This window comes from Corynebacterium sp., assembly GCF_012838985.1.
Taxonomy (GTDB): domain Bacteria; phylum Actinomycetota; class Actinomycetes; order Mycobacteriales; family Mycobacteriaceae; genus Corynebacterium.
The window spans coordinates 1-24,347 of sequence record NZ_DUOE01000178.1 but is presented as its reverse complement, the minus strand read 5'-3'; the positions used below and the strand labels follow the sequence as shown (position 1 = coordinate 24,347).

The 24,347-nt window shown below is 69.2% G+C and carries 23 protein-coding genes; 14 read left to right on the top strand and 9 right to left on the bottom strand.

Annotated features, from left to right (window positions below):
* Window positions 1-3: 3 nt before the first annotated feature.
* Together GXZ33_RS10090 and miaA are read left to right on the top strand one after the other, a co-directional pair.
* Window positions 4-597: a hypothetical protein gene (locus GXZ33_RS10090; protein WP_291340905.1), complete on the top strand. Its 594-nt coding sequence runs from the start codon at window positions 4-6 to the stop codon at window positions 595-597.
* Window positions 585-1,493 (top strand): tRNA (adenosine(37)-N6)-dimethylallyltransferase MiaA, encoded by a 909-nt coding sequence (gene miaA / locus GXZ33_RS10085; RefSeq protein WP_291340904.1) that lies wholly within the window; start codon window positions 585-587, stop codon window positions 1,491-1,493. Before GXZ33_RS10090 ends, miaA begins: the two co-directional genes overlap by 13 nt.
* Window positions 1,494-1,503: 10 nt before the next feature.
* On the opposite strand, the gene GXZ33_RS10080 is transcribed toward miaA, so the two are convergent.
* Together GXZ33_RS10080 and GXZ33_RS10075 are read right to left on the bottom strand one after the other, a co-directional pair.
* Window positions 1,504-2,034, bottom strand: coding sequence for a hypothetical protein (locus GXZ33_RS10080; protein ID WP_291340903.1), 531 nt, complete (start codon window positions 2,032-2,034; stop codon window positions 1,504-1,506).
* A 10-nt stretch (window positions 2,035-2,044) separates the two neighbouring features.
* Entirely contained in the window at window positions 2,045-2,794 is a 750-nt protein-coding gene (locus GXZ33_RS10075) for a hypothetical protein (RefSeq protein ID WP_291340902.1), read from the bottom strand.
* A gap of 133 nt (window positions 2,795-2,927) precedes the next feature.
* On the opposite strand from GXZ33_RS10075, the gene GXZ33_RS10070 reads away from it, so the two are divergent.
* From GXZ33_RS10070 to GXZ33_RS10045, 6 genes are all read left to right on the top strand, one after another.
* Entirely contained in the window at window positions 2,928-3,161 is a 234-nt protein-coding gene (locus GXZ33_RS10070; RefSeq protein WP_291340901.1) for a ferrous iron transport protein A, read from the top strand.
* 2 nt (window positions 3,162-3,163) lie between these two features.
* On the top strand, window positions 3,164-5,029 hold the full coding sequence (feoB, locus tag GXZ33_RS10065) for a ferrous iron transport protein B (protein WP_291340922.1): 1,866 nt from the start codon (window positions 3,164-3,166) through the stop codon (window positions 5,027-5,029).
* 2 nt (window positions 5,030-5,031) lie between these two features.
* The gene (locus GXZ33_RS10060; RefSeq protein WP_291340900.1) at window positions 5,032-5,268 is read left to right on the top strand and encodes a hypothetical protein; all 237 of its coding nucleotides are present in this window, start codon (window positions 5,032-5,034) and stop codon (window positions 5,266-5,268) included.
* Window positions 5,268-6,794: a GTPase HflX gene (hflX, locus tag GXZ33_RS10055; protein WP_291340899.1), complete on the top strand. Its 1,527-nt coding sequence runs from the start codon at window positions 5,268-5,270 to the stop codon at window positions 6,792-6,794. Before GXZ33_RS10060 ends, hflX begins: the two co-directional genes overlap by 1 nt.
* Before the next feature lie 50 nt (window positions 6,795-6,844).
* On the top strand, window positions 6,845-8,137 hold the full coding sequence (locus GXZ33_RS10050) for a solute carrier family 23 protein (protein WP_291340898.1): 1,293 nt from the start codon (window positions 6,845-6,847) through the stop codon (window positions 8,135-8,137).
* A 108-nt stretch (window positions 8,138-8,245) separates the two neighbouring features.
* Window positions 8,246-8,614: a hypothetical protein gene (locus GXZ33_RS10045; RefSeq protein ID WP_291340897.1), complete on the top strand. Its 369-nt coding sequence runs from the start codon at window positions 8,246-8,248 to the stop codon at window positions 8,612-8,614.
* An 83-nt stretch (window positions 8,615-8,697) separates the two neighbouring features.
* Here GXZ33_RS10045 and GXZ33_RS10040 read toward each other — a convergent pair whose 3' ends face one another.
* The 3 genes from GXZ33_RS10040 to GXZ33_RS10030 are packed head-to-tail and all read right to left on the bottom strand — an operon-like array spanning window position 8,698 to window position 12,030.
* Window positions 8,698-8,964, bottom strand: a complete 267-nt coding sequence (locus tag GXZ33_RS10040; RefSeq protein ID WP_291340896.1) for an HPr family phosphocarrier protein — start codon at window positions 8,962-8,964, stop codon at window positions 8,698-8,700.
* A 50-nt stretch (window positions 8,965-9,014) separates the two neighbouring features.
* A complete protein-coding gene (locus tag GXZ33_RS10035; RefSeq protein ID WP_291340895.1) occupies window positions 9,015-11,084 on the bottom strand; it encodes a fructose-specific PTS transporter subunit EIIC in 2,070 nt (689 codons plus the stop codon).
* On the bottom strand, window positions 11,065-12,030 hold the full coding sequence (locus tag GXZ33_RS10030; protein WP_291340894.1) for a 1-phosphofructokinase family hexose kinase: 966 nt from the start codon (window positions 12,028-12,030) through the stop codon (window positions 11,065-11,067). Before GXZ33_RS10030 ends, GXZ33_RS10035 begins: the two co-directional genes overlap by 20 nt.
* A gap of 343 nt (window positions 12,031-12,373) precedes the next feature.
* Here GXZ33_RS10030 and ptsP point away from each other — a divergent pair, with 343 nt between their 5' ends.
* Window positions 12,374-14,053: a phosphoenolpyruvate--protein phosphotransferase gene (gene ptsP, locus GXZ33_RS10025; RefSeq protein ID WP_291340893.1), complete on the top strand. Its 1,680-nt coding sequence runs from the start codon at window positions 12,374-12,376 to the stop codon at window positions 14,051-14,053.
* 29 nt (window positions 14,054-14,082) lie between these two features.
* Here ptsP and GXZ33_RS10020 read toward each other — a convergent pair whose 3' ends face one another.
* Both GXZ33_RS10020 and lexA read right to left on the bottom strand, forming a co-directional pair.
* Window positions 14,083-14,865 (bottom strand): DeoR/GlpR family DNA-binding transcription regulator, encoded by a 783-nt coding sequence (locus GXZ33_RS10020; RefSeq protein WP_291340892.1) that lies wholly within the window; start codon window positions 14,863-14,865, stop codon window positions 14,083-14,085.
* Window positions 14,866-15,102: 237 nt separating this feature from the next.
* A complete protein-coding gene (lexA, locus tag GXZ33_RS10015) occupies window positions 15,103-15,801 on the bottom strand; it encodes a transcriptional repressor LexA (protein ID WP_291340891.1) in 699 nt (232 codons plus the stop codon).
* Between the two features lie 267 nt (window positions 15,802-16,068).
* On the opposite strand from lexA, the gene GXZ33_RS10010 reads away from it, so the two are divergent.
* Window positions 16,069-16,428 (top strand): hypothetical protein, encoded by a 360-nt coding sequence (locus GXZ33_RS10010; RefSeq protein ID WP_291340890.1) that lies wholly within the window; start codon window positions 16,069-16,071, stop codon window positions 16,426-16,428.
* A 71-nt stretch (window positions 16,429-16,499) separates the two neighbouring features.
* Window positions 16,500-16,976: a transcriptional regulator NrdR gene (gene nrdR / locus GXZ33_RS10005; RefSeq protein ID WP_291340889.1), complete on the top strand. Its 477-nt coding sequence runs from the start codon at window positions 16,500-16,502 to the stop codon at window positions 16,974-16,976.
* Between the two features lie 4 nt (window positions 16,977-16,980).
* On the opposite strand, the gene hrpA is transcribed toward nrdR, so the two are convergent.
* Window positions 16,981-20,895, bottom strand: coding sequence for an ATP-dependent RNA helicase HrpA (gene hrpA, locus GXZ33_RS10000; protein ID WP_291340888.1), 3,915 nt, complete (start codon window positions 20,893-20,895; stop codon window positions 16,981-16,983).
* A 63-nt stretch (window positions 20,896-20,958) separates the two neighbouring features.
* Here hrpA and GXZ33_RS09995 point away from each other — a divergent pair, with 63 nt between their 5' ends.
* The gene (locus GXZ33_RS09995) at window positions 20,959-21,999 is read left to right on the top strand and encodes a hypothetical protein (protein WP_291340887.1); all 1,041 of its coding nucleotides are present in this window, start codon (window positions 20,959-20,961) and stop codon (window positions 21,997-21,999) included.
* Between the two features lie 56 nt (window positions 22,000-22,055).
* On the opposite strand, the gene GXZ33_RS09990 is transcribed toward GXZ33_RS09995, so the two are convergent.
* Window positions 22,056-23,003, bottom strand: coding sequence for a hydrogen peroxide-inducible genes activator (locus GXZ33_RS09990; protein WP_291340886.1), 948 nt, complete (start codon window positions 23,001-23,003; stop codon window positions 22,056-22,058).
* A gap of 146 nt (window positions 23,004-23,149) precedes the next feature.
* Here GXZ33_RS09990 and GXZ33_RS09985 point away from each other — a divergent pair, with 146 nt between their 5' ends.
* Together GXZ33_RS09985 and GXZ33_RS09980 are read left to right on the top strand one after the other, a co-directional pair.
* Window positions 23,150-23,746, top strand: coding sequence for a peroxiredoxin (locus GXZ33_RS09985; RefSeq protein ID WP_291340885.1), 597 nt, complete (start codon window positions 23,150-23,152; stop codon window positions 23,744-23,746).
* Window positions 23,746-24,270, top strand: a complete 525-nt coding sequence (locus GXZ33_RS09980; protein WP_291340884.1) for a carboxymuconolactone decarboxylase family protein — start codon at window positions 23,746-23,748, stop codon at window positions 24,268-24,270. The genes GXZ33_RS09985 and GXZ33_RS09980 overlap by 1 nt, the downstream gene beginning before the upstream one ends.
* Window positions 24,271-24,347: the final 77 nt, after the last annotated feature.

The following is a 24,347-nucleotide window of genomic DNA, read 5'->3' as shown; positions in this document are numbered from 1 at the left end:
AGGATGTCCCGGGTGAGCACCAACCTCGTCGTGATGCCCGCCGGACCGGCTCTGGTCCGGGAACTCGCTCCCCGCGATACCGCAGGTCAGCGTATGGTCGCGGAGCTCCGTTCGCTTGTCGACGCCACCGGGGACCGCCCCGTCCACCTCGTCGGCTCCCGGTCCCCCCGGTGGGAGACCGGTGTGGAGGGCTCCTTCCGCGCCTGGGGCGCACCGCAGGTGCAGGTCGGTGCGGGGCACCATCTGCCGGAGCTGGTGCAGCGCTACATGCTGGGGGAGCGGGCTACGCGGGTGACGGAGGTCCGTGCGGACCTGGGGCAGCCGGATCCGGAGGCGCTGACGCTGGTGGCCCTCGACGGTTCCGCAGGGCTGACGGAACGCGCCCCGTTGGCGCTGCTCCCGCAGGCCGCCGCGGCGGACACCTGGTGCCGGGACCTGCTGGCCGGGCGGGAGGTCGGGGAGCTGCCCCCGGAGAGCGGCATCCTGGAACCGGAGCTGTGGCTCGAACTGGCGGCCCTGGCCCCGCGGCGGGCGGAGCTGGTGGACTCGGACATCGGACATGGAGTGGGAAGGTACGTGGCGGCATGGCAGATCTGACACCGGTCGCGGTCGTCGGGCCGACGGCCTCAGGCAAGTCGGCGCTGGGACTCGCGTTGGCGCATGAGCTGGGCGGCGAGGTGGTCAACGTCGACTCCATGCAGCTCTACCGCGGCATGGACATCGGCACCGCGAAGCTGTCCGTCGCGGAGCGCGAGGGTATCCCGCACCACCAGCTCGACGTCTGGGACGTCACCGAGACGGCGTCGGTCGCCCGCTACCAGGCCGACGCGGTGGCGGACGTCGAGGACATCATGTCGCGCGGGAAGGTGCCGATCCTCGTCGGCGGTTCCATGCTCTACGTCCAGTCGCTTCTCGACGACTGGCAGTTCCCCCCCACCGACCCCGCCGTCCGCGCCCGCTGGGAGCAGCGCCTGGCGGACATCGGCATCGACGCCCTGCACGCCGAGCTGGCGGTCGTGGACCCGGTGGCGGCCGCCGTCATCGAGGACAAGGACCCCCGCCGCACCGTCCGGGCGCTCGAGGTCATCGAGCTGACCGGCCGGCCCTTCCAGGCCTCCCAGCCGCCGAAGGACGCACCCCCGCGGTGGGGCACCCGGATCCTCGGCCTGCGGACGCAGCCGGAGTGGCTCAACCCGCGCATCGAGCTGCGCACCCGCCAGATGTTCGAGCGCGGCCTCGTGGAGGAGGTCGGGCGGCTGGTCGCGGAGGAGGGGCTGGTCGCCGACTCCACGGCGGGCCGGGCCATCGGCTACGCACAGGTCCTGGCGGCCCGGGCGGGGGAGTTGAGCTGGGAGGACGCTGTGGAGCGCACCATCACCGGCACGCGGCGCTACGTGCGTCGGCAGCGTTCCTGGTTCAACCGGGATCCCCGCATCGTGTGGCTCGACGCGGCCGCGGACCCGGCCGCCCGCGCGTTGGAGCTGCTGCGCTGACCTCCGGAAGTCAGTAGTCGGGGCCGAGGCGCTGGGCGGCCTGCCGTGCGGCCAGCCAGGTCTCCTTGATCTCCAGGGCCCGCAGGTCGGTGACCTGGAGCAGCGCCTCCAGCTGGGAGACGTCGAGATCGGGGTTGGCCAGGCGGGCGTCGAGGCGCCCGAGGAAACGTCGGGCGGTCGCGTACTGGTGGTGGAAGGCCGCGATGTCGCCGTCTGCGCAGTCCAGGTCGAGCAGGGCCGGGCGGCTCAGGGTGCGGTCGGCGATGGCCTCCGTGTCCGTCCCGGAGGCGAAGTGGTCGAACTCGTGGATGACGTCCTCGATGTCCTCGGCGCTCAGCGCGATGGAGGAGCGCAGGGCGAGGGTCTCAGTGGTGTCGGGCCGCTTGGTCACCACGAACAGGGCGACGGCCGCGATCGGCAGGAGGAGCAGGAACCCCTGCAGGCGGAAGATGCCGAGCACCGCGACGCAGCTGGCCAGGATGATGAGCAGAATCCACAGACGTCGATTCGGCTCGGGTCTCACCAGCATCCGGTCGGGCACGGCCGGTCCCCTAGTGTCCGCCGCAGCCGCAGCTTCCGCCGCAGCCACCGCAGCCGCCCCCGTCAGACATCGGGGACAGGACGGAGGCGGTGAGCACGGCGGTGCCGGCGACCACGGAGTCACGGGCCGGGAGTTCCGGACCGTCGGCCAGGCACAGGTCGAAGGGGAAGGCCCCGTCGACGGTGGCGTGGATGAAGCGCTGGCCGGTGAGCTGGTTGTGGCGGTACTCGGAGTCGAGGACGCGGGCGGAGAAGGTCGCGGAGGCGTCCGGGGCGGCGGCCCCGGAACCGGAGGTGACCAGTTGGGCGCCCTCGGAGAGCAGCACGCCGGTGACCTCGCCGGTGGCGGCCTCGTACTCCGCGGCGGAGGGGTAGACGGTGGTGTCCAGGCCCAGGGCGGTGACGCCGATCTGCTGCCAGGTCTGCGTGGGTGCGTCGACGAGCAGGGGACCCTGCGCGAGGTTGCAGGTGACCGAGGTGAGGACGCTGCCGTCCGGGGTGACGATCTCGCAGAGGGCGAGGACGTCGTTGACCATGCTCACGTGGGCGAAGGTCTGGGTGACCGACTCGAAGCCGGCGAAGGTGGCGAAAGGCTCGACGGCCAGGATGTTGATCTGGGCGCCGGAGGCGTCCGTGAACTGGATCAGCTGTCCACCGCGCAGTTCGCCGGTGACGACCAGCTGGTTGGTGGCGATGGCTGCTTCCACGGCATCCTGCCAGCGGTCAAAACCCAGTCCGATGCTCTTCAGGTCGGTGCTCATGGTTGCCCAGTCTATCCCTTCACGGGTGGAGGAAAAACCTGCCCGGCCGGGGCTTCCCAAAATGACCGGACAGGACTACGGTTAGGCAAGGCTTACATATCGACGGGGCCTATCCGAGATTCAGGGGAACATGATGACCTGTCCGCTACCCACGGCACCGCGCAACTGCCCGTTGCGCCTGCTCGCCGTCAGCCCAGACATGCCGGCCGACGTCCGGCGCCGCCTCGCGGAACTGGGGATCGGCCACGGCGCGGAACTGTCCCTGGACCGCCGCGCCATCGGCGGGGCCTGCCTCGTGTGCGTGGGCACGGCCCGCTACATCCTCGACCGGCGGACCGCCGCGGGACTCACCGTCTCACCGGCCTGATGATGAAGGACACCCCCGGCTGCCACGGCCCCGCCCTGCGCTCCGCCCCCGTCGGCTCCCCGGTCGTCGCGGTCGTCGGCGCCCCCAACTCCGGCAAATCGACGCTCTTCAACGCACTCACCGGCTCCCGCGTCCAGGAGGGCAACTGGCCGGGCACCTCCGTCGACGTCGCCCGCGGCGAATGGCGCCCCGGCGGCACGCCCCTCGACCTCATCGACCTGCCCGGCGCGTACTCCCTCGAACCCGCCAGCCCGGACGAGGAGTTCACCCGGGACATGCTTCTCGACGACCCGCCCGAGGCCGTCCTCGCCGTCGTCGACGCCTCCGCCCTCGGCCGGGGGCTCTACCTGGTCTCCCAGCTGCTGGAGCAGGAGCTGCGCGTGGTCGTGGCCCTGACGAAGACGGACGTGGCGGATCCGGTGGACACCGCCGCACTGGCGGCGGCGGTCGGGGTGCCCGTCGTGGCGGTCAACCCCCGGCAGCGCCGACACCTCAGCGACCTGGGCCCCGCCCTGGAGGCGGCCCTCGAACGGGAACCGCGGGCCCTGCGCTCCGCCCCGGTCACCGGCGACGACGTCGCCGCGGCGGAGGAACGCTTCGGGTGGATCGCGGCGGTGATGGAGGGGGCCGTCGACAAGCGGCCGCGGCAGCGGACGTGGACCGACCGGCTCGACGCCGTGACCCTGCACCCCGTGTCGGGACCACTGGTGTTCCTCGCGGTGATGTGGGGCGTCTTCCAGATCACCACCACCGTGGCCGCCCCCTTCCAGGACCTGCTCGACCGGCTGTTCAGCGGCCCCGTCAGCGAGGCCGCCCGCACACTGCTGGGCAACCGGATCGCGGAGGCCGTCATCGTCGACGGACTCATCGCCGGAGTCGGCATGGTGCTCACCTTCGTCCCGCTCATGGCGCTGATGTTCCTGTGTCTGGCGGTGCTCGAGGACTCCGGGTACATGTCCCGTGCGGCCGTCGTCGCCGACCGCACGATGCGGACCATCGGTCTGCCCGGCCGCGCGTTCATCCCCCTCATCGTCGGCTTCGGCTGCAACGTCCCGGCGATCGCGGCGACCCGCATCCTGGGACGGCGGGAACACCGCATCCTCACCGCACTGCTCATCCCCTTCGCCTCCTGCACCGCCCGGTTGACCGTCTACGTCATGCTGGCGGCCACCTTCTTCCCCGAGCACGCGGGTTCCGTCGTCTTCGCCATGTACGTGATGTCGGTGCTGCTCATCGTGGGTGTCGGCATGCTCGTGCGACGGCTGCTGTGGCGGGGATTCGGCAGCGAACCGCTCGTCATCGACCTGCCGCGCTACCAGTGGCCGGGCCTGCGGATGGTGGGCCGGGTGACGTGGACCCGGGTCGCCGGCTTCCTGCGGACCGCCTCGACGGTCATCGTCGCCTGTGTGACCGTGGTGTTCCTCCTGCAGGCGACCCCGGTGGTCGACGGCCGCTCCTTCGCCGACGAGGACCTGCCCGTCGCGGACTCCGCCTACGCCGCCGTCGCCGACACGATCGCCCCGGTCTTCACCCCGGCGGGCTTCGGCTCCGGCACGATCACGGGCGCGCTGGTGACGGGGTTCGTCGCCAAGGAGGCGGTCCTGTCCACCTGGGCGCAGACCTACCCCGGGGAGGACCTGGGGGAGGCCGTCACCCGCGACTTCGAGGAGGCCTCCGGCGGGCACGCCCTGCCGGCGGTGTGGGCCTTCATGATGTTCCTGCTCGCCTACACCCCGTGCGTGGCCACCCTCGCCGCGCAGCGCCGCGAGATCGGCCTGCGGTGGACGCTCGCCGGACTGGTGCTCCAGCTCGGTGTCGCGTGGCTGCTGGCCGTGGGCACCTTCCAGCTCCTCAGCGTGTGGTGGTGACGGTGGGGGAGGAGGGACCGCTGGCACGCATCCGCGCCGCCGTCGACGCCGGGGCACGCACCACCCGGGAGATCGCGGAGCACACCGGGCTGCCCGAGAGCCTCGTCCGCGCCGTGCTCCAGCACTTCACCAGCCCCGGGTCCTGCGGGACCGGCGCGTGCCGCTCCTGTCCCGTCCAGGCCGGGTGCGGCGGACCGGTACTGTTAACTCTCGGTCCGGCGTGGAACAATGGACACTAATGACTGATGTTTTCAAGCACGACCCCGACCACACCTCCCATGACGACCTGCTGGCCCGCGCCTTCCGCGACAACGCGCCGCAGCCGACCATCCCGGAGGAACCCGGAACGGACCTGTCCGGACTGCTGACCCCCACCGTCGGTGAACTCGACCTCGACGACCGCAACCGCTTCCGTCGCGTCACCCGCCGGACGGAGATCCGCTCCACCGACACCGAGGACATCACCGAGGTCGAGTACCGCAAGCTGCGCCTCGAGCAGGTCATCCTCGTGGGCGTGTGGACCGAGGGCACCGCCGCCGAGGTCGACGCCAACATGGACGAGCTCGCCGCCCTCGCGGAGACCGCCGGCGCCGAGGTCCTCGAGGCCCTCTACCAGCGCCGCGACAAGCCGGACCCGGGCACCTACATCGGCTCCGGCAAGGTGCAGGAACTCAAGGAGATCATCCTCGCCACCGACGCCGACACCGTCATCTTCGACGGTGAGCTCAGCCCCGGCCAGCTCGTCGCGCTCGAGACCGCGCTCAACACCAAGGTCATCGACCGCACCATGCTCATCCTCGACATCTTCGCCCAGCACGCGAAGTCCAAGGAGGGTAAGGCGCAGGTCTCCCTCGCGCAGATGGAGTACCTGTACACCCGCGTCCGTGGCTGGGGCGAGAGCCTGTCCCGGCAGGCCGGTGGCCGCGCCGGGTCCAACGGTGGCGTGGGTCTGCGTGGTCCGGGTGAGACCCGCATCGAGGCCGACCGCCGCCGCCTGCGCACCGAGATGGCCAAGCTCCGCCGCGAGCTGGCCGGCATGCAGACCGCCCGTGAGATCAAGCGCCAGCGCCGCCAGGCGTCGACGATCCCGCAGATCGCCATCGCCGGCTACACCAACGCCGGCAAGTCCTCGCTCATCAACGCCCTGACCGGTGCGGGTGTGCTCGTCGAGGACGCGCTGTTCGCCACCCTGGACCCCACCACCCGGCGCGCCGAGCTGGCCGACGGCCGCGCGGTCGTGTTCACCGACACCGTCGGTTTCGTCCGTCACCTGCCCACGCAGCTGGTCGAGGCCTTCAAGTCGACGCTCGAGGAGGTGCTCGCCGCCGACCTGGTCCTCCACGTCGTCGACGGCTCCGACCCGTTCCCCCTCAAGCAGATCGAGGCCGTGAACAAGGTCATCTACGACATCGTCAAGGAGACCGGCGAGGAGGCCCCGCCGGAGATGATCGTGGTGAACAAGATCGACCAGGCTGATCCGCTCGTCCTGGCCGAGCTGCGCCACGCCGTCGAGGACGCGGTGTACGTCTCCGCCGTCACCGGTGAGGGCATCAAGGAGTTGGAGGCGCGCATCGAGCTGTTCCTCAACTCCCTCGACGCGCACCTGGTGCTGCTCGTCCCGTTCACCCGCGGCGACATCATCTCGCGTCTCCACGAGTACGGCACCGTCCGCTCCGAGGAGTACACCGAGCACGGCACGCGTATCGACGTCCGCCTGCCCCAGCAGATGGCCGGCGAGCTGGCGGAGTTCATCGTCGAGGACTAATCCTCCGCTCCGGCACCGGGTCTGGGACTCATCGGCGCTAGTGTGAGACCGTGACCCTCAGAAACATCGGATGGACCGTCCACGGCGACGGCCGCAGGATTGCCCCCGGCGCGGTCGTCGCGCCCGACGAGAGACTCAGCTGGCCCCGCACCATCGGCATCGGCATGCAGCATGTCGTGGCCATGTTCGGTGCCACCCTGCTCGTCCCCACGCTCACCGGCTTCCCCGTCAACACCACCCTGCTGTTCTCGGGTGTGGGCACGATGCTCTTCCTGCTCATCACCCGCAACCGTCTGCCCTCCTACCTGGGCTCCTCCTTCGCGTTCATCGCCCCGCTCATCGCCAGCCAGCAGCACGGCCCCGGCGCGCAGATCGGCGGCGTCCTGGTCACCGGCCTGGTGCTCGTCGCCGTGGGCCTGGCGGTCAAGGCCGCCGGGCGGAAGGTCATCGACGCGGTGATGCCACCCGCGGTGACCGGCGCGATCGTCGCGCTCATCGGCCTGAACCTGGCGCCCGTCGCCACGGGGAACTTCCAGTCCCAGCCCCTGGTGGCGACCGTGACCATGGTGTCCATCCTGCTGGCCACCGTCGCCGGGCGCGGCATGGTCGCGCGGCTGGGCATCCTCATCGGGGTGATCGTCGGCTGGGTGTTCGCCACCCTCACCGGCAACCTCGCGGAGGGCGCGGCCGACACCATCGCGGACGCCGCCTGGGTCGGCCTGCCGGAGTTCCATTCACCGGAGTTCCACCTCTCTGCGATCCTGGTCACCCTGCCGGTGGTCATCGTCCTCATCGCCGAGAACGTCGGCCACGTCAAGGCCGTGTCCGAGATGACCGGGCGCAACCTCGACGACCTGGCCGGCGACGCCCTCGTGGCGGACGGCCTGGCCACCACCCTGGCGGGTTCCTTCGGTGGCTCGGGCACGACGACCTACGCGGAGAACATCGGCGTCATGGCCGCCACCCGCGTCTACTCCACGGCCGCCTACTGGGTGGCCGCCGCCACCGCCGTCGCCCTGGCGTTCATCCCCAAGTTCGGGGCTCTCATCTTCACCATCCCCACCGGCGTCCTGGGCGGTGCGACGCTCGTGCTCTACGGCCTCATCGGCATGCTGGGCATCCGCATCTGGCAGGACAACCGGGTCAACTTCAACAACCCCGTCAACCTCACTGCAGCGGCGGTGGCGCTCATCGCGGGCATCGGCAACCTGACGCTGACGGTGGGCGGGATCGAGCTCGAGGGCATCGCCTGGGGATCGGCGGGCATCATCGTCGCCTACCCGGTGCTCAGATGGCTCTACATCACCGTCGGCGAGGGGCGCCACGCCAAGTTCCACAACTGACAGCCCCCGGGGGTTCCGGGCGGCGGGGCGCGATATTCGTCACAGACACCCCGTGGAACACCGCGGCCGGGGAGCCCGCGGACCCCTCCCGGTGGTAGAACGGTAGGCATGCGTGTTCCTGTTTACCTTGCCGTCTCCAAGGACGATTACCTGCGACTGACGGTCAACCCGGACCGGGTGGCGGTCGTCGAAAAGCTCATCGCCGAGGAAGAGCTCCCGGTCCTGCGTCTCAGCGACGAGTGGTTCATCCTCGACGACGACCTCATGCTCACGCACGCGGAGCCCGCCCTCAACGGCGGCGAGATGTGGCAGTACAAGCCGACGCGCAACGCGCTGGCACCCGTCCAGGTGACCATGATCGCGCAGGCCCTCTCCGAGGTCGGCGAGGTCACCTACTCCCACGACCTGCCCGGCCTGGCGCAGTTCTTCGCCGAGGCCGCCGAACGCCACGACGCGATCATCATCGCCTACATGTGACCTGAGAAACGACGGACGCCTCCCGCCCCTGCAGACAGGGGAGGGAGGCGTTCTCTGTGTCTTGCGTGTCTGGGGCGCCCGGACTACTTGTCCAGATCCGACTCGATGAGGGCGGCGATCTTCTCGACGGCGTCAGCGTTGTCGGAGGTGACGGTGACCTGGTCACCCTTCTCCGCGCCGAGCGCCATGATCATGAGGGAGGAGGCGGCGTCCGCTTCCTCACCGTCCTCGTCGCCGACGAGGGTGAGGAGGATCTCGTCGTCGTACTCGGCGGCTGCGTCAGCGACGATGGCGGCGGGGCGGGCATGGAGGCCGACTGCGGAGCCGACGGTCACGGTCTTGGAGGCCATGGATGGGGTCCTTTCCTGGACGTGGGGATCTTCTGGAACTGTAAGCCAGTTTAGGCATCGACCGGGACGGCTGCTACCGCCTTCGTCGGCCAGAACTGCTTGAGGGCGATGACGGCGACCACGGAGACGACCGTGCCGGCCAGGATCGCCACCAGGAAGCCCCACCAGGGGTCGATGGCGAAGAGGACGAACACACCGCCGTGCGGGGCCCGGGAACCGACTCCGAGCGCCATGGACAACGCACCGGTGGTCGCACCACCGATCATCATCGACGGGATGACACGCAGCGGATCAGCCGCGGCGAACGGGATCGCCCCCTCGGAGATGAAGGACAGCCCCAGCAGCCAGGCGGACTTGCCGTTCTCCTGCTCCGCGGGGCTGAACAGACGGCTGCGCAGGAAGGTGGCCACGGACAGGGCGATCGGCGGGACCATGCCGGCGGCCATGACCGCGGCCATGATCTGCATGGCGGACTCATCACCCGTGGACAGGCCGGCGGTGGCGAAGAGGTAGGCCGCCTTGTTCACCGGACCACCCAGGTCGAAGCACATCATCAGACCGAGGATGACACCCAGCAGCACCGCCGAGGAACCGGACATCGAGGACAGCCAGTCGGTCAGCCCGCTCATGATGCCCTCCAGCGGGCGCCCGAGCAGCAGGAACATCGACAGGCCGACGATGAGCGAGGTCAGCAGCGGGATGATCACCACGGGCATGAGCGAACCCAGGATGCGGGGCACCTTCCAGGAGCCGATCCAGTAGGCCACCACACCGGCCAGCACACCGGTGACCAGACCACCGATGAAGCCGGCGCCGATGAGCACGGAGATCGCGCCGCCGACGAAACCGGGCGCGATGCCGGGGCGCCCGGCCAGGGCGTAGGCCGTGTAACCGGACAGGGCCGCGACGACGAAGCCCATCGCCATCTGACCCGTGGCGAAGAGTACCGCACCCAGGTAGAGCGCGAGTCCGGCGCGGTCGAAGGTCATGGCGGCGCCGTCGACGAGCACGGTGTTGCCGGGCAGGTTGGTCAGCGAATGCTGCAGCGCGATCGCCTGCCAGCCGTTGGCCATGTCGTAGCCGCCGACGAGGAAGCCGAGGGCCAGCAGCAGACCACCGGCCGCGACGAACGGGATCATGTAGGACACACCCGTCATCACCGCCTGCTGGATGCGGCGCGGCCAGCTCAGCTGGGCCTGCTTCTCCGTCTCGGCGGTGCCTGCCGACGCCGCCCCGCTCACCCGACGTGCCTCCGGGTTACGGGAGGCGGCGACGGCCTCGTCGAGCATGACGGAGGGCTCGTTGATGGCGCGCTTGACGGGCGACTCGATGACGGGCTTGCCGGCGAAACGCTCGCGGTCACGCACACCGACGTCGGTGGCGAAGATGACGGCGTCCGCGTCCCGGATGAGGGCCGGGTCCAGGGCCTCGGTGGAGGAGGAACCCTGGGTCTCGACGTGGAGTTTGACGTCCTCGCGGGCGGCGGCCGTCTGCGCCAGGGCGTCGGCGGCCATGTAGGTGTGGGCGATGCCGGTGGGGCAGGCGGTGACCGCGACGAGGCGGGTCACCTGCTTCCCGACGTCCTTGGCGTTGTCAGCGGTTTCCGCGTTTTCGGCGGTTTCCGGGGAGGTGGGTGCAGGGGTCGCAGGGGCTGCAGGGGCTGCTTGCGGGATGTCGCCCACGACCTCCTCGACGGCCGTGACGATCTCCTGCTCCGTGGTGGCGGCACGCAGGCGCTCGACGAAGTCACCGCGCACGAGGGCACGGGCCAGCTTCGAGAGGATCTTCAGGTGGGCCTTGCCGCCGCCCTCCGGGGCGGCGATGAGGAAGACGAGTTCGGCGTCGCCGTCGGGCCCGCCGAAATCAACGGGGCGGGACAGCCGGGCGAAGGCCAGGGTCGGGACCTCGACTGCCGCGGAACGGCAGTGGGGGATGGCGACGCGCCCGGGCACACCCGTGGGGTTCTGGGCCTCGCGGGCGAGGGCGGCGTCGGCAAGCAGTTGCTGGGAGCTGGCGCGGTCGGCGTCATGGACGACCCCGGCCAGGGCGGTGATGACCTCGGTGGTGGAGGCGCCGAGGTCGGCGTCCAGACGTACCAGGTCAGGAGAGATGACGGACATGGGTTTCCTCGAGATTTAGTTGTGTGGGGGAAGGAATGGTGGTGCCGGGCAGGCCGGTGGCGGCGGTGCCGTAGGCGATGGCGCGGGCCAGGCAGTCGGCGGGGCCGGCGCCCTCGGCGCGAGCCATGAGGTAACCGGCGAGAGAGCTGTCACCGGCGCCGACGGTGGACATGACGTCGACCGGGGGAGGGGTGGCGTGCCAGACGCCGTCCCTCGTGACCAGGACACCGCCGGCGGCTCCGAGGGTGACCAGGACCTCGCGGACCCCGCGCTCGACGACGATGCGGGCGGCCTCGACGACGGGAGCGAAGTCCCCCTCCGCGGCGGCCTGCTCCAGGTGTTCGCCGTCCCGGTCGACCAGCTGCCCCAGCTCCAGGCCGTTGGGCTTGATGAGCGTGGGGGCGGCGACGCCGAAGCCCTCGCCGAGGGCGATCATCGCGGCGTCGGACGTGTCGACGGCGATGGGGAGGTCCGGGTGCGTCCCGCGGACGGCTGAGATGAGCTCCGTGTACCAGCCGGTCGGTACGCCCGGGGGCAGTGAACCAGCCATGACCAGCCAGGAGGCGTTCGCGGCGAGGCGGACGACGGTCTCCTCGATGATGCGGCGGGTGGGCGGTTCGATCTCCGCGCCGAGGCCGTTGATCTTGGTGGTGGTGCCGTCCGGCTCGGTGAGGGTGGTGTTGATCCGGACGCCCCCGGACACCGGGATGGAGTGGAAGGGGATCCCCGCCCGGCGGGCCAGCGCCACGAAGGGGTCGTTGCTGTCCGCCGGGAAGAGGGCGAGGCTGAGCTTGTCGGCCAGGGTCAGCGCGTGCGTGACGTTGACGCCTTTGCCGCCGGCCACCTGGGAGATGGCGGAGGGGCGGTGGACGAGCCCGCGGCGCAGCCTCGTCCCCAGTTGCATGGTCGCGTCGATACTGGGGTTGGGGGTGAGGGTGAGAATCACGGCGGGCTCCCTGTCCGTTCGGAAAAAACGTGCTGTTGCCGCGTCTCCGCGGGGTGCGGAGGACGCATGCCCGGATCTGTGTCCGACCGTGTGGCCGGACGTGCCCTGAGCTGGATCAATCCTAAGGGGCGTTCCCCGGGGGCCGGGGCGCTCCGGGGTGGTCCGGGGCGAGACGTTATAAAATTGATGAACTAGATCACATCTAATGTGGTGTTGTGACCTAAGTATTGCCCGATTGTGTCCGTTTGTCAAGAGTTGGCTGTCTGTATCGTTGCTAACCAGTGGATTTTGTGGTGTTCTGGATGTCACAACACCTCGTCACTGTGAGATGGGACCAGCCACCATGATTTCTGACTCCACGATCATCAAGGGCACCGGCGTGGTCGCCGGAATCGCCTACGCACCCGCCATCTGGGTCCACCCCCGACCCGAACTGCCCACCGCCGGCGCCACGATCGCCGATGACGCACACGACGCCGAGTTCGAACGCTTCACCACCGCCGCCGACGCCGTCGCCGCCCGTCTCACCGCCCGCGCCGACACCGTCGAGGGGGCCGCCGCGGAGGTTCTCCGGGCCACCGCCGGCATGGTCACCGACCGCGGCTGGCGCCGGACAGTGAAGAAGAACATCGCCGGTGGGCACCCGGCCGACTACGCCACCGTCGCCGCCACCCAGAAGTTCATCGACATGTTCGAGGCCGCCGGCGGACTCATGGCCGAGCGCACCACCGACCTGCGGGACATCCGCGACCGCGTCATCGCCGAACTCCGCGGCGAGGACGAACCGGGCCTGCCCGACGTCACGCGCGAATCCGTCCTCTTCGCCGACGATCTCTCCCCGGCGGACACCGCCACCCTCAACCCGGAGCTCGTGGTCGCCCTGGTCACCGAGCTCGGCGGCCCCACCAGCCACACCGCGATCATCGCCCGCCAGCTCAACGTGCCCTGCATCGTCGCCGCCGGCCGCGCGGTCCACGAGATCCCGGCCGGTGAGCACGTGCTCGTCGACGGCGCCAGCGGCACCGTCACCCTCGACGCCGACGAGGACGTCGCCCGTGCGGCCGTCGCCTCCTCCCGTGAGCGTGCCGCGATCGTCGCCCAGTGGCGCGGCCCGGCCCAGACGAAGGACGGGCACCGGGTCCAGCTGCTGGCCAACGTCGCCGACGGCAACGCCGCCCGCATCGCCGCCGACACGCAGGCCGAGGGCATCGGTCTCTACCGCACCGAGATGAGCTTCCTCAGCACCTCCCAGGAGCCCTCCGTGGAGGAGCAGGCCGCCGTCTACCGGAAGGTCTTCGACGCCTTCCCGCACTCCAAGGTGGTCATCCGCACCCTCGACGCAGGCTCCGACAAGCCCATCGCCTACGCCAACATGGAGCATGAGGACAACCCGGCGCTCGGCGTCCGCGGCCTCCGCATCGCCTGGGACAACGAGGGCATCATGGTCCGCCAGCTCGACGCCATCGCGCTGGCCGCCGAGGGACGCGGCGAGGACGCCCCCACCTGGGTCATGGCCCCGATGCTCGCCCGCGAACGCGAGGCCCGCTGGTTCGCCGACCTGTGCCGCGAGCGTGGCCTCACCCCGGGCGCGATGATCGAGGTCCCCGCGGCCGTCATCATGGCCGACAAGATCATGCCCCACCTGGACTTCGTCTCCATCGGCACGAACGACCTCACGCAGTACACGATGGCCGCCGACCGGCTCTCCCCGAACCTGGCCTACCTCACCGACCCGTGGCAGCCGGCCGTCCTGCGCCTGGTCAAGGAGACCTGCCGCGTCGGCGAGCTCACCGAGACCCCCGTCGGCGTGTGCGGTGAGGCCGCCGCCGACCCGAAGCTGGCCTGCGTGCTCACCGGTCTCGGCGTGACCTCACTGTCGGCCGCGTCCACCGCCGTCGCCGGCGTCGGCGCGCAGCTGGCGGAGCTGGATCTCGCCGCCTGCCAGGAACTGGCTGAGGCGGTGCTCAACGCCCCCGGCGCCACCGCCGCACGCGAGATCGCCCGGGAGATGGTCCTCGGGTAGCTGCTTGCCGACGCCCGCGTGGCGCGAGGTCAGTTGTCGGCGATGATGACGTCGACCTCGCGCTCGCGGAGCGCCGTGACGAAGGACTCCGGTGCGGCGGGATCGGTGATGACGACGTCGATGTCGTCGATACCCGCGAAGCTCACCAGGTAGTCGGTGCCCAGCTTCGTCGAGTCGCAGAGGACGACGACCTTGTGGGCGTTGGTCACCATGGCCGACTTGATGGCCGCCTCCTGGGCGTCCGCCGTGGACAGTCCGTGGTCCAGGGTGAGGGCGTTGGTGCCGATGAAGGCGACGTCGGCACGCATGAGCGCCAGCGTGCGCAGGGCGGTGTCACCGACGACGGCCTGCGTGATGGCCCGGACGGAACCACCCAGCAGCTGCACCTCGCTGAGACCCTTGGTGGCCAGGTTGAGGGCGATGGGCAGGCTGTTGGTCACGATGGACCACTGCCGTGCGTTCGGCTGCTCGGCGATGAGGTCCGCCAGCGTGCCGATGGTCGAGCCGGCGTCGAGGAAGAGTCCGCCCTGGGGTTCAGGGAGGAACCGGAGCGCGGCGCGGGCGATCGCCGACTTGGCGGTCGGGGCGGAACGGAAACGGGCGTCGAGGGAGAACTCGGTGGTCTGGAAGGTCTGGCTCGCGACGGCGCCGCCGTGCACGCGGTGCACCACACCCTCCCTGTCGAGCACCGCGAGATCCCGGCGGATCGTCTCGGCGGTGACGTCGAAGCGGTTCGCCAGTTCGGTGACATTGACTCGGCCCTCAACAGCGGTGAGGGAGGCGATCTGCCGACGGCGTTCCTCTGCGTACATGGGGTCTCCTCTGACGACCGGGTGGTGAAATCGGACACCCGCGGATGTCCGTTTTTCCCATTGTTTCAAAAATCAGGGTCCCAGGTGAAGGGAACGGGACCTGTACAGGACGAACGGGGGCGGGCACGCCGGGACACCACGAGGGTGCGCTCCCTTCGCGCGGGTCCCTGACGGGCCCGTTTGGGTGGGAAACTGTGGATCCCGGAACCGCGGAATGCCCGATCAGACGGGGGTGGGTCAGAGGCGACGGAAGACGGAGACGATCTTGCCCATGATCTCCGCCTGGTCGCCGGGGATGGGCGCGTAGTCGTCGTTGTGGGGGAGCAGCCACACACCCGTGGAGTCCTTGTGGAACTCCTTGGCGGTCGCCTCCCCGTCGATGAGGGCGGCCACGAACTCACCCTGCTCGGCCACCGGCTGGGAACGGACGACCACCCAGTCGCCGTGGAGGATGCCGGCGTCCCGCATCGACTCGCCGTCGATCTGGAGCATGAAGAGCTCGCCGTCGCCCACGAGGTCGGCGGGCAGCGGGTAGTAGTCCTCCACCTCCTGCTCGGCGAGGATCGGGGAGCCGGCGGCGATACGGCCCAGCACCGGGATGAAGTTGGCGGCACCCGCCCCCTCCGGGGCCTGCGCGGTCTTCGGGCCCGCCTTCCGGCCCGGCTTCCGGGTCGGTTCGGTGGAGGGCAGGGTGCGGACGTCCACGGCGCGCGGCTTGTTGGGGTCACGCCGCAGGAAGCCCTTCTTCTCGAGCTGCTTGAGCTGGTAGGCCACGGAGGAGGTCGACTGCAGTCCGGCGGCGTCACCGATCTCACGGATGCTCGGTGGGTAGCCCCGCAGCACGACGGCATCCCGGATGACCTCCAGGATGCGTCGCTGGCGGTCGGACAGGATGGACGGGTCGGGCTTGCCGGGCGGCGGCGTCTTGGCGGACATGGTCTTCTCGCTCCTTGTGGGGCCGGAGTTTCGCGGCGCTGCTGTTCGAATGACGCACCTCGGGTACGTCTTTCACCTGATACATGTCTACCACGTCGTGGTACGGATGTTCGACTGATTCCGGCGATTTGTGGACAGACTTTCGAACGGATGCTATAAATCGAACACAGGAGCTGATTCGAACACCTGAACGGTTGTCGGTGTGAGGGTGTCGACGGCCGCCGTTATTCTTCCCGCAGATCAGACAGGTCAGGAAAGGACCGCCCCATGACGACCTTCATCCACGACTCCCGTGCAGGTGACAGTGATTATCAGCGGGTCGGGCCCGCGGTGCCCGCTGCCGCGGTGTGGGAGCCCTCCGGATTCCGGGAAGGGTCCGCGGAGCAGCGTGGTATCCGTACGCTGCGCTCACTGGATCGAACGCAGGGCCGACTCGCCGGGGTGGCTGAGGGGCCGGAGGAGCCGCACCACGAGACCTGGCAGGACCGCGCCCGCCGGCGCCGGGAGACGGCACTGACCTACCTGCTCGGCGGAGTGCTGGGGCTGGCGGTCGTCGGGGCCGCCGTGCTGGGCGTGGACGGGGGAGAGGAGCCGGCCGTCGCTCCCGTCACCGTCCAGGGGCGCTGAGGCGTGACGGGTAGACTGAGGGGTCATCAGGAGCCCGTCCTCCCGTCCCAGAAAGGCGTTGAGAGCTCACCGTGTACTGCCCGTTCTGCCATCACGACCACTCGCGGGTGATTGACTCCCGCATCATCGACTCCGGTGCCTCCATCCGGCGCCGCCGGGAGTGCACCTCCTGTCACGGCAGGTTCACCACCATCGAGAAGGCCGTTCTGCTCGTGATCAAGCGCAACGGGGTGACGGAGCCGTTCAGCCGCGACAAGGTCGTGCTCGGCGTGCGCCGGGCCTGCCAGGGGCGCGACGTCTCCGATGACGCACTCAAGCGCCTGGCCCAGGAGGTCGAGGAGACCGTCCGTTCCCACGGCAGCTCCCAGGTGCACGCCAATGACATCGGTCTGGCGATCCTGGAGCCGCTCCGCGCCCTCGACGAGGTCGCCTACCTGCGCTTCGCCTCCGTCTACAAGTCCTTCGAATCCGCCGAGGACTTCGAGTCAGAGATCCGCCTCATGCGCCGCCGTGCCCGCGAGGAGGCCTCCGCCCCCCTGGAGGGCTGACCGGTCAGCGGAGCTTGTCCACCGCCTTCTGGATGCGGCGCAGCGATATGGGCCGGGCCGTCCCCAGCCGCTGGGCGAACAGGCTGACGCGCAACTCCTCGATCATCCAGCGGATGTCCTTGACCTCGCGCGTCTTCTCCCGGCCCTGCGGCAGCTTCGCCAGCCGCAGCGTGAGATAGGACTGGGCCTCCTCGACCTCGTCCTGGCGGTCGGCGTCCTTGTCCGGATCCTGCGCCATCTCCTCCAGGCGGATATGCATGGCCTGCAGGTAGCGGGGCAGGTGACGCAGCTGGGCGGCCCCGTGCAGGGTGACCGCGTTGCGGGGGAGCAGGAACTCCAGCTGGGCGGTCATGTCGTCGATGGCGTCACCGCTCCAGCGGGAGAGTTCCTCGGCGACGGACTGGTACTCGATGAGAGCCGGGGCGAGGGACACGACGGTCCGGCGGACCGCCCCCGGCACGTCGGGGGCCACCTTCGCGCGCAGGGCCTCGAACTCCTCGGGGGAACGGACCGGCCCGCCGTGTTCGATCATGAGGTCACGGATCGCGGCGACGCGGGCGTCCTCGACGAGCCCCTGGGCACCGCCGTGCGGGTAGTGGTCCACGGCGACGCGCTGCTGCAGGGGCAGCCCCTTGGTCATCTGCGCGGTGTTGACGGAGATCTCCCGCAGGAGCAGCGTCAGCGTCGCGGTCATCATGGAGGCGTCCGCGGCGGCCTTCGTCGGGTGCACGCGGATCTCCACGCCCCCGGGTGTGGCCACCAGTGCCGGGTAGGCGGTGACCTCGTGGCCGTCGACGACGGTGGTCACCTCCTCCTGCACGGTGCCCAGGGTCTCGCTCGTCCACTTCGGCACGGCCTTGGCCTCGCTCTGCCGGGCCCGCTTGCTCACGGAGGAGCGGATCGACCCGGCCTGACGCTTGATCAGTGCCCCGAGGTCCTTGTCGGCGTCGATGACCTTGCCCCGCTTGTCGACGGCCCCGTACGTCATCTTCAGGTGCGCCGGGATCGCGGAAGGACGGAAGTCCTCCGTCGAGATGTGGCGGCCACCCATCGAATGGAGCACCTGCGTGAACTGCTCGACGAGGGACCCCTCGTAGGGCACCAGCCGCGGCAGGGCCTGCCGGGCGTAGTCGGGGGCGGGTACGACGGTGCGGCGCTTGTCTTTCGGCAGGGTGCGGATCAGCTCGGTGAGCAGTTCCTCACGCAGACCCGGGACGAGCCAGTCGAAGCCCTCCCGGTCCATGCCGGCCAGCAGGGGGATCGGCACGAGGACGGTCACGCCGTCCTGCGGGTGGCCCGGTTCGAAGCGGTACTCCAGGTCGTAGACGATGGTCCCCTTGCGCCACTTGTCGGGGAAGGCGGCCTCGGTGATGTCCTCGGCGTCGTCGCCGAGGAGGGCCTCGGGGTCGAAGTCAAGCAGGTGCGGGTTGGCCTGCCGTTCCTTCTTCCACCATGAGTCGAAGTGCCGGCCGGTGGTGACGGTCTCCGGGAGGCGGGCGTCGTAGAAGTCGAAGAGCGCCTCCTCGTCGATGACCAGGCCACGACGGCGGGCCTTCTCCTCGACCTCCGCGGCGGTCTCGAGCTTCTCCACGTTGGAGTGGAAGAAGGTGTGGTGGGTGTTCCAGTCGCCCTCGATGAGCGCGTGGCGGATGAACATGTCACGCGCCGCCTCCGGGTCAACCCGGTGGTAGGGCACGACGCGGTCGGCCACGATGGTCACGCCGTAGAGCGTGGACTTCTGGCGGGCGATGCCGGAGGACCGGTTCCGCGACCAGGAGGGATCCGAGTACTGGTGCTTGAGCAGCGGTCCGGCGAGCTTCTCCACCCAGGAGGGCTCGATCTTCGCGACGTCGCGCGCCCACAGCCGGGAGGTCTCCACCAGCTCGGCGGCCATGAGGAACTCCGGCGGCTTCTTCGCCAGGGAGGATCCGGGGAAGACCATGAAGCGCGTGCCGCGGGCACCCTTGAACTCGCGGGTGTTGCCGTCGCGGGCACCGATGTGGGAGAGCAGGCCGGACAGCAGGGACTGGTGGATGGCGTCCGGGTTGCGGTCGCCGGCGACCTCCCCGAGGTGGCGCGCGGACCAGCCGAGCTGGCGGGTGACCTCGCGCAGCTGGCGGACCAGGTCGTACCACTCGCGGATGCGCATGTAGTGGAGGTACTCGGACTTCATGCGGCGTCGGAAAGCATTGCCTGAGAGGTCGTCGCGGGACTGGGTGATGTAGTCCCACAGCTTCAGGGAGCTGAGGAAGTCACTCGTGGTGTCCTTGAAGCGGGCGTGCTTCTGGTCGGCCTGCGCCTGCTTCTCCAGGGGGCGTTCGCGCACGTCCTGGATGGTCATGGCGGCGACGATGACGATCACGGCGTCGAGTTCGCCGAGGTGGTTGGCCTCGACGAGCATGCGGGCCATGCGGGGGTCGACCGGGATGCGGGCGATGTCGCGGCCGACCTGCGTGAGCACGGGCTGGCCGTCGCGTTCCTCGTCGGTGAGGGCCCCCAGTTCGTGCAGGAGGAGGAGGCCGTCGCGGATGGCGCGGTTCTCCGGGGCCTGGACGAAGGGGAACTCGGCGATGTCGCCCAGGCGCATGAGCGCCATCTGGAGGATGACGCTGGCCAGGTTGGTGCGCAGGATCTCCGGGTCGGTGAACTCCGGGCGGGAGTTGAAGTCGTCCTCGGAGTACAGGCGGATGGCGATGCCGTCGGCGACGCGGCCGCAACGGCCCGAACGCTGGTTGGCGGAGGCCTGCGAGATCGGCTCGATGGGCAGACGCTGGACCTTGTTGCGCGTGGAGTAGCGGGAGATACGCGCCGTGCCGGTGTCCACGACGTAGCGGATGCCGGGGACGGTCAGCGAGGTCTCGGCGATGTTCGTCGACAGGACGATCCGGCGGCCGGAGTGCGGCTGGAAGACCCGGTGCTGCTCCTGGTTGGACAGGCGGCCGAACAGGGGGGTGACCTCCACGCCCCGCCACTTCCGGCCCTCGATGGCCTCCATCGCGTCGCGGATGTCACGCTCACCGGGGAAGAAGCAGAGGATGTCGCCGGGGCCCTCGAGCATGAGCTCCTCGCAGGCCTCGCACAGCGCGTCGAGCGGGTCCTGGTCGATGACCCGGCCGTCGCGTTCGAACTCCAGGGGACGGTAGCGGATCTCCACCGGGAAGGTACGGCCCGACACCTCGATGATGGGGGCGGGATCGCCCTCGGCGTCGGCGAAGTGCTCGGCGAAGCTCTCCGGGTCGATCGTCGCGGAGGTGATGATCACCTTGAGGTCGGGGCGTTTCGGCAGCAGGCGCTTGAGGTAGCCGAGGATGAAGTCGATGTTGAGGGAACGCTCGTGGGCCTCGTCGATGATGATCGTGTCGTAGGCGTTGAGGAAACGGTCGCGCTGCATCTCGGCGAGCAGGATGCCGTCGGTCATGAGCTTGACGGCGGAGGTGGGGGAGACGCGGTCGTCGAAACGGATCGCGTAGCCGACCGTCTCACCGATCGGCTGGCCCAGCTCCTCCGCGATGCGCTCGGCGACGGTCCGGGCCGCCAGACGACGGGGCTGCGTGTGGCCGATGAGTCCGCGGCGGCCGCGGCCCAGGTCGAGGCAGATCTTCGGGATCTGGGTCGTCTTACCGGAACCGGTCTCACCGGCGATGATGACGACCTGGTTGTTCTCGATCGCCTCCGCGATGTCCTCGCGGCGCGCCGACACCGGCAGCGACTCCGGGTAGGTGATCTCCGGCACGCCGATGTCGATCAGCTGCCGCTTCTCGACGGCGCGGTGGACATCCTTCGCGATCGCCTCCAACGCCTTCGGGGAGCGGGCGCGGTGGAGGCGACGTCGGAAAGCACGTTCATCGGCGAAGGAGACGTCACTGAGCAGTTCATACAGTGCGTCCCGGGTGATCGGGGCAGAAGAAGCGTTAGTCATGGCTGACGACTCATCCTACCGCCTCCCGGCAACTGTTCTATCGTGGGACCGATTACCCTCCACATGAGAAAGGTCAACGTGATGACCAACCCCTTCGACCCTCCCGAGGACCGGAACCAGCACCCGGAGAACCGCGGGGACTCCGGCGGCGACGGGTTCCCCTCCTACCCCTCCTACCCGTCCTATCCCTCGACCCCGCACCCGGAGGACGCGCCGGGCTTCTCCGGGTCCACGGGGTACACGGGCCACCCGGGGTACGTCGGGTACGGGGCGGCGGACTGGGGCGGTGGTGGACAGCAGGGCGGCGTCCGGGCGCAGGGCACCGGCAGGGTGGACCTGATGCCGGCGGTGCGCTGGGCCTTCAGCGTGACCCTCCGCAACTGGAAGATCTGGATGCTCGGTGCACTGGTCCTGGTGGGACTGAGCATCGTCGGATCCCTGGCGGGGGAGATGCTCTTCGGCACTCCCGCCGAACAGCTGCCCACGGAGTTCAACCCCGGCTTCGAGTCGGGCTTCAGCGGCGGTGCACTCATCTACCAGCTCCTGCTCGGACTGGTCTCCATCGTGGTGATGATCCACGTCTACCACGGTGCCCTGCGTCAGGTGGACAAGCAGGAGATCAGCCTCGGTGACTTCACCGGCGGCGTGAACCTCGGCCCCGCCCTGGGGCTGTACCTGGTGATCCAGTTCGTCACGATCGTGGCCCTGACACCTGTGTTCGTCCCCCTGATCATCGGCGGCGCCTTCGCGGCCGACGAGCTGAGCACTGAGGACGACATCTTCGGCTTCCTCGGGGTCGTCATGATCATGGCCCTGGTGGCGGGGCTCGTGACGCTGCTGGTCGCTCCGCTGACCCAGCTCATGATCTGGTACGTCGTCGACCGCCGCACCACCTTCGGGGGAGCCGTCAGGGAGGGCTTCCGGGCCGGCCTGCGCAACTACGGGCGTCTGCTGCTGTTCAACCTCGTGTCCGGCATCCTCATGTTCCTCGGTGCGCTGTTCACCTTCGGTCTGGCGCTCGTCATCCTCGCCCCCGCGTTCCTCCTCGCGCAGGCGATGATCTACCGCCAGGCCGCCGGCGGGGCACTGCCGGTCACGCCCTAGCTGTCGGCGGGGAAGCCCCGACGCGCCACCCTCCCCGCCGTCCCCGGTGGGCGGGGTCAGGCCTCGGCGGGCAGCGCGAGGGCCTCGTGGTAGGCGGCGGTGGTCAGTTCCCCGAGGAGGTGGAACTCCTCCGCCCGGGAGCTGGAGTTGCGGTAGACCAGGCCGATCTGTCGCTGGGCGGTGACGTCGTCACGGAAGGTGGCGGTGGCCACGCCCGGACGGCGACACTCGGTGGGCACCGCGGACTCGGGCACCAGGGTGGCGCCGAGGCCCGCGGCGACGAGCTGCATGATCGTCGTCAGCGAGGAGGCGCGCGTGACCGAGTTGGCTGCCTCAGTGGGGTTGAGGTCCGCCTTACGGCACAGATCGACGATCTGGTCGTGGAGGCAGTGGCCGTCGTCGAGAAGCAGCAGATCGAGCTCGTCGAGGTCGGAGAGGCCGAGGTCCTCGCGGCCGGCGAGCGCGTGGTCCTCGGGGACGACGACGGTGAAGTCCTCGGTGTAGAGCGGGACCTCGGCGACTCCGGTGGTCTCCGAGGGCAGCGCCATGACGGCGAGGTCGATCTGGCCGTCGCGCAGCATCTGCACCAGGTTCCGGGTCTGGTCCTCCACGATGCGCGGCTCCAGTTCCGGGTACTGCGTGGAGGTGGCGGTGAGCAGGCCGGGTAGCACGTAGGGCGCGATCGTCGGGATGATGCCGACGGTCAGCGGGCCGATGAGTGTGCCGTGCGTGCCGCGGGAATGGGCGAGGAAGGCGTCGGCGGCGTCGAGGGTCGTCTTGGCGTAGGGGAGCAGTTCCTCGCCGGCCGGCGTGACGATGACGCGGCGGGTGGAACGCTCGATGAGCTGGATGCCCAGTCCCTGCTCCAGGGCGACGAGGGCCTGCGAGAGTGAGGGCTGTGAGATGCCCAGCTTCGTGGCCGCCGTGCCGAAGTGCTTGTTCTCAGCGATGGTGACGAAAGTGCGTAGCTGAGACAGCGTCGGACGGTACTCCTTATTGTTCATGCCTATCACTTTACATTAACTCCACAGAAATTGTTATTGACGAACCGGCCCGGACAGGGCATAATGGTTTCTGGCTTCGGAGAGGCCCAAACGTAAGACCTTTCCGTGACGGCCGTCACATCCCACTTTTCTGAGGAGATTTACGCATGGCAATCATGACCGTTGGAGAGAAGTTCCCCGAGTTCGAACTGCTCGCCCTCAAGGGCGGCAACCTGTCTGAGGCCAACGCCCAGCAGCCGGACGACTACTTCGAGACCGTTTCCCTCGACAAGTACCCGGGCAAGTGGAAGGTCGTCTTCTTCTACCCGAAGGACTTCACCTTCGTCTGCCCGACCGAGATCGCCGCTTTCGGCAAGCTCGACGAGGAGTTCCAGGACCGCGACACCCAGATCCTGGGCGGCTCCGTGGACAACGAGTTCTCCCACTTCAACTGGCGCGCCACCAACGACGAGCTGAAGGACGTCCCGTTCCCGATGTTCTCCGACATCAAGCACGAGCTCATTCGTGAGCTGGGTGTCGAGAACGCTGACGGTGTCGCTGACCGCGCAACCTTCATCATCGACCCGGACGGCATCATCCAGTTCGTCTCCGTCACCCCGGACGCCGTCGGCCGCAACGTCGACGAGGTCCTGCGTGTCCTCGACGCCCTGCAGTCCGAGGAGGTCTGCGCATGCAACTGGCAGGCCAACGACCCGACCAAGAACATCAACAAGATGGATGTCGTTCAGGAGTCCCTCAAGTAATGTCGATCGATAACCTGAGGAGCGCCCTCCCCGAGTACGCGAAGGATCAGAAGCTCAACCTGGGCTCCCTGACCCGTTCCACCGAGCTCAACGAGCAGCAGCTGTGGGGCACCCTGCTGGCCTCCGCCGCCGCCACCGGTAACGACACCGTCTTCGCCGAGATCTCCGAGGAGGCCAAGGAGCACCTCTCCGACGAGGCCTTCGAGGCAGCCCTCGGCGCCGCCACCGTCATGGCCATGAACAACGTGGCCTACCGCGCGAAGCACTTCCTCGGCGAGGACTACACCAACGTCAAGTTCGGCCTGCGCATGAACATCATCGCCAAGCCGGGCGTAGAGAAGGCCGACTTCGAACTGTGGTCCCTGGCCGTCTCGACCATCAACGGCTGTGAGAACTGCGTCGTCGCCCACGACAAGACCGTCCGCGAGGAGGGTCTGACCAAGGAGCAGGTCTGGGAGGCCGTCAAGGTCGCCGCTGTCATCCAGGCAGTCGCACAGACCGTCCAGATCGAGGCCGCTCGCTAAGCTCTTTGCTTATCGACGACCCACGTCGATGCCCCGCACCGTCTGGTGCGGGGCATTCGTCGTTCCCGGGGTCAGTT

Bases quoted from the DNA above. Each gene is read 5' to 3' on its own strand.
- GXZ33_RS10090 (WP_291340905.1), top strand. From the start codon at position 4: ATGTCCCGGGTGAGCACCAACCTCGTCGTGATGCCCGCCGGACCGGCT.
- miaA (WP_291340904.1), top strand. From the start codon at position 585: ATGGCAGATCTGACACCGGTCGCGGTCGTCGGGCCGACGGCCTCAGGC.
- GXZ33_RS10075 (WP_291340902.1), bottom strand. From the start codon at position 2,794: ATGAGCACCGACCTGAAGAGCATCGGACTGGGTTTTGACCGCTGGCAG.
- GXZ33_RS10070 (WP_291340901.1), top strand. From the start codon at position 2,928: ATGACCTGTCCGCTACCCACGGCACCGCGCAACTGCCCGTTGCGCCTG.
- feoB (WP_291340922.1), top strand. From the start codon at position 3,164: ATGAAGGACACCCCCGGCTGCCACGGCCCCGCCCTGCGCTCCGCCCCC.
- hflX (WP_291340899.1), top strand. From the start codon at position 5,268: ATGACTGATGTTTTCAAGCACGACCCCGACCACACCTCCCATGACGAC.
- GXZ33_RS10045 (WP_291340897.1), top strand. From the start codon at position 8,246: ATGCGTGTTCCTGTTTACCTTGCCGTCTCCAAGGACGATTACCTGCGA.
- GXZ33_RS10040 (WP_291340896.1), bottom strand. From the start codon at position 8,964: ATGGCCTCCAAGACCGTGACCGTCGGCTCCGCAGTCGGCCTCCATGCC.
- GXZ33_RS10035 (WP_291340895.1), bottom strand. From the start codon at position 11,084: ATGTCCGTCATCTCTCCTGACCTGGTACGTCTGGACGCCGACCTCGGC.
- ptsP (WP_291340893.1), top strand. From the start codon at position 12,374: ATGATTTCTGACTCCACGATCATCAAGGGCACCGGCGTGGTCGCCGGA.
- GXZ33_RS10020 (WP_291340892.1), bottom strand. From the start codon at position 14,865: ATGTACGCAGAGGAACGCCGTCGGCAGATCGCCTCCCTCACCGCTGTT.
- lexA (WP_291340891.1), bottom strand. From the start codon at position 15,801: ATGTCCGCCAAGACGCCGCCGCCCGGCAAGCCCGACCCGTCCATCCTG.
- GXZ33_RS10010 (WP_291340890.1), top strand. From the start codon at position 16,069: ATGACGACCTTCATCCACGACTCCCGTGCAGGTGACAGTGATTATCAG.
- hrpA (WP_291340888.1), bottom strand. From the start codon at position 20,895: ATGACTAACGCTTCTTCTGCCCCGATCACCCGGGACGCACTGTATGAA.
- GXZ33_RS09995 (WP_291340887.1), top strand. From the start codon at position 20,959: ATGAGAAAGGTCAACGTGATGACCAACCCCTTCGACCCTCCCGAGGAC.
- GXZ33_RS09990 (WP_291340886.1), bottom strand. From the start codon at position 23,003: ATGAACAATAAGGAGTACCGTCCGACGCTGTCTCAGCTACGCACTTTC.
- GXZ33_RS09985 (WP_291340885.1), top strand. From the start codon at position 23,150: ATGGCAATCATGACCGTTGGAGAGAAGTTCCCCGAGTTCGAACTGCTC.
- GXZ33_RS09980 (WP_291340884.1), top strand. From the start codon at position 23,746: ATGTCGATCGATAACCTGAGGAGCGCCCTCCCCGAGTACGCGAAGGAT.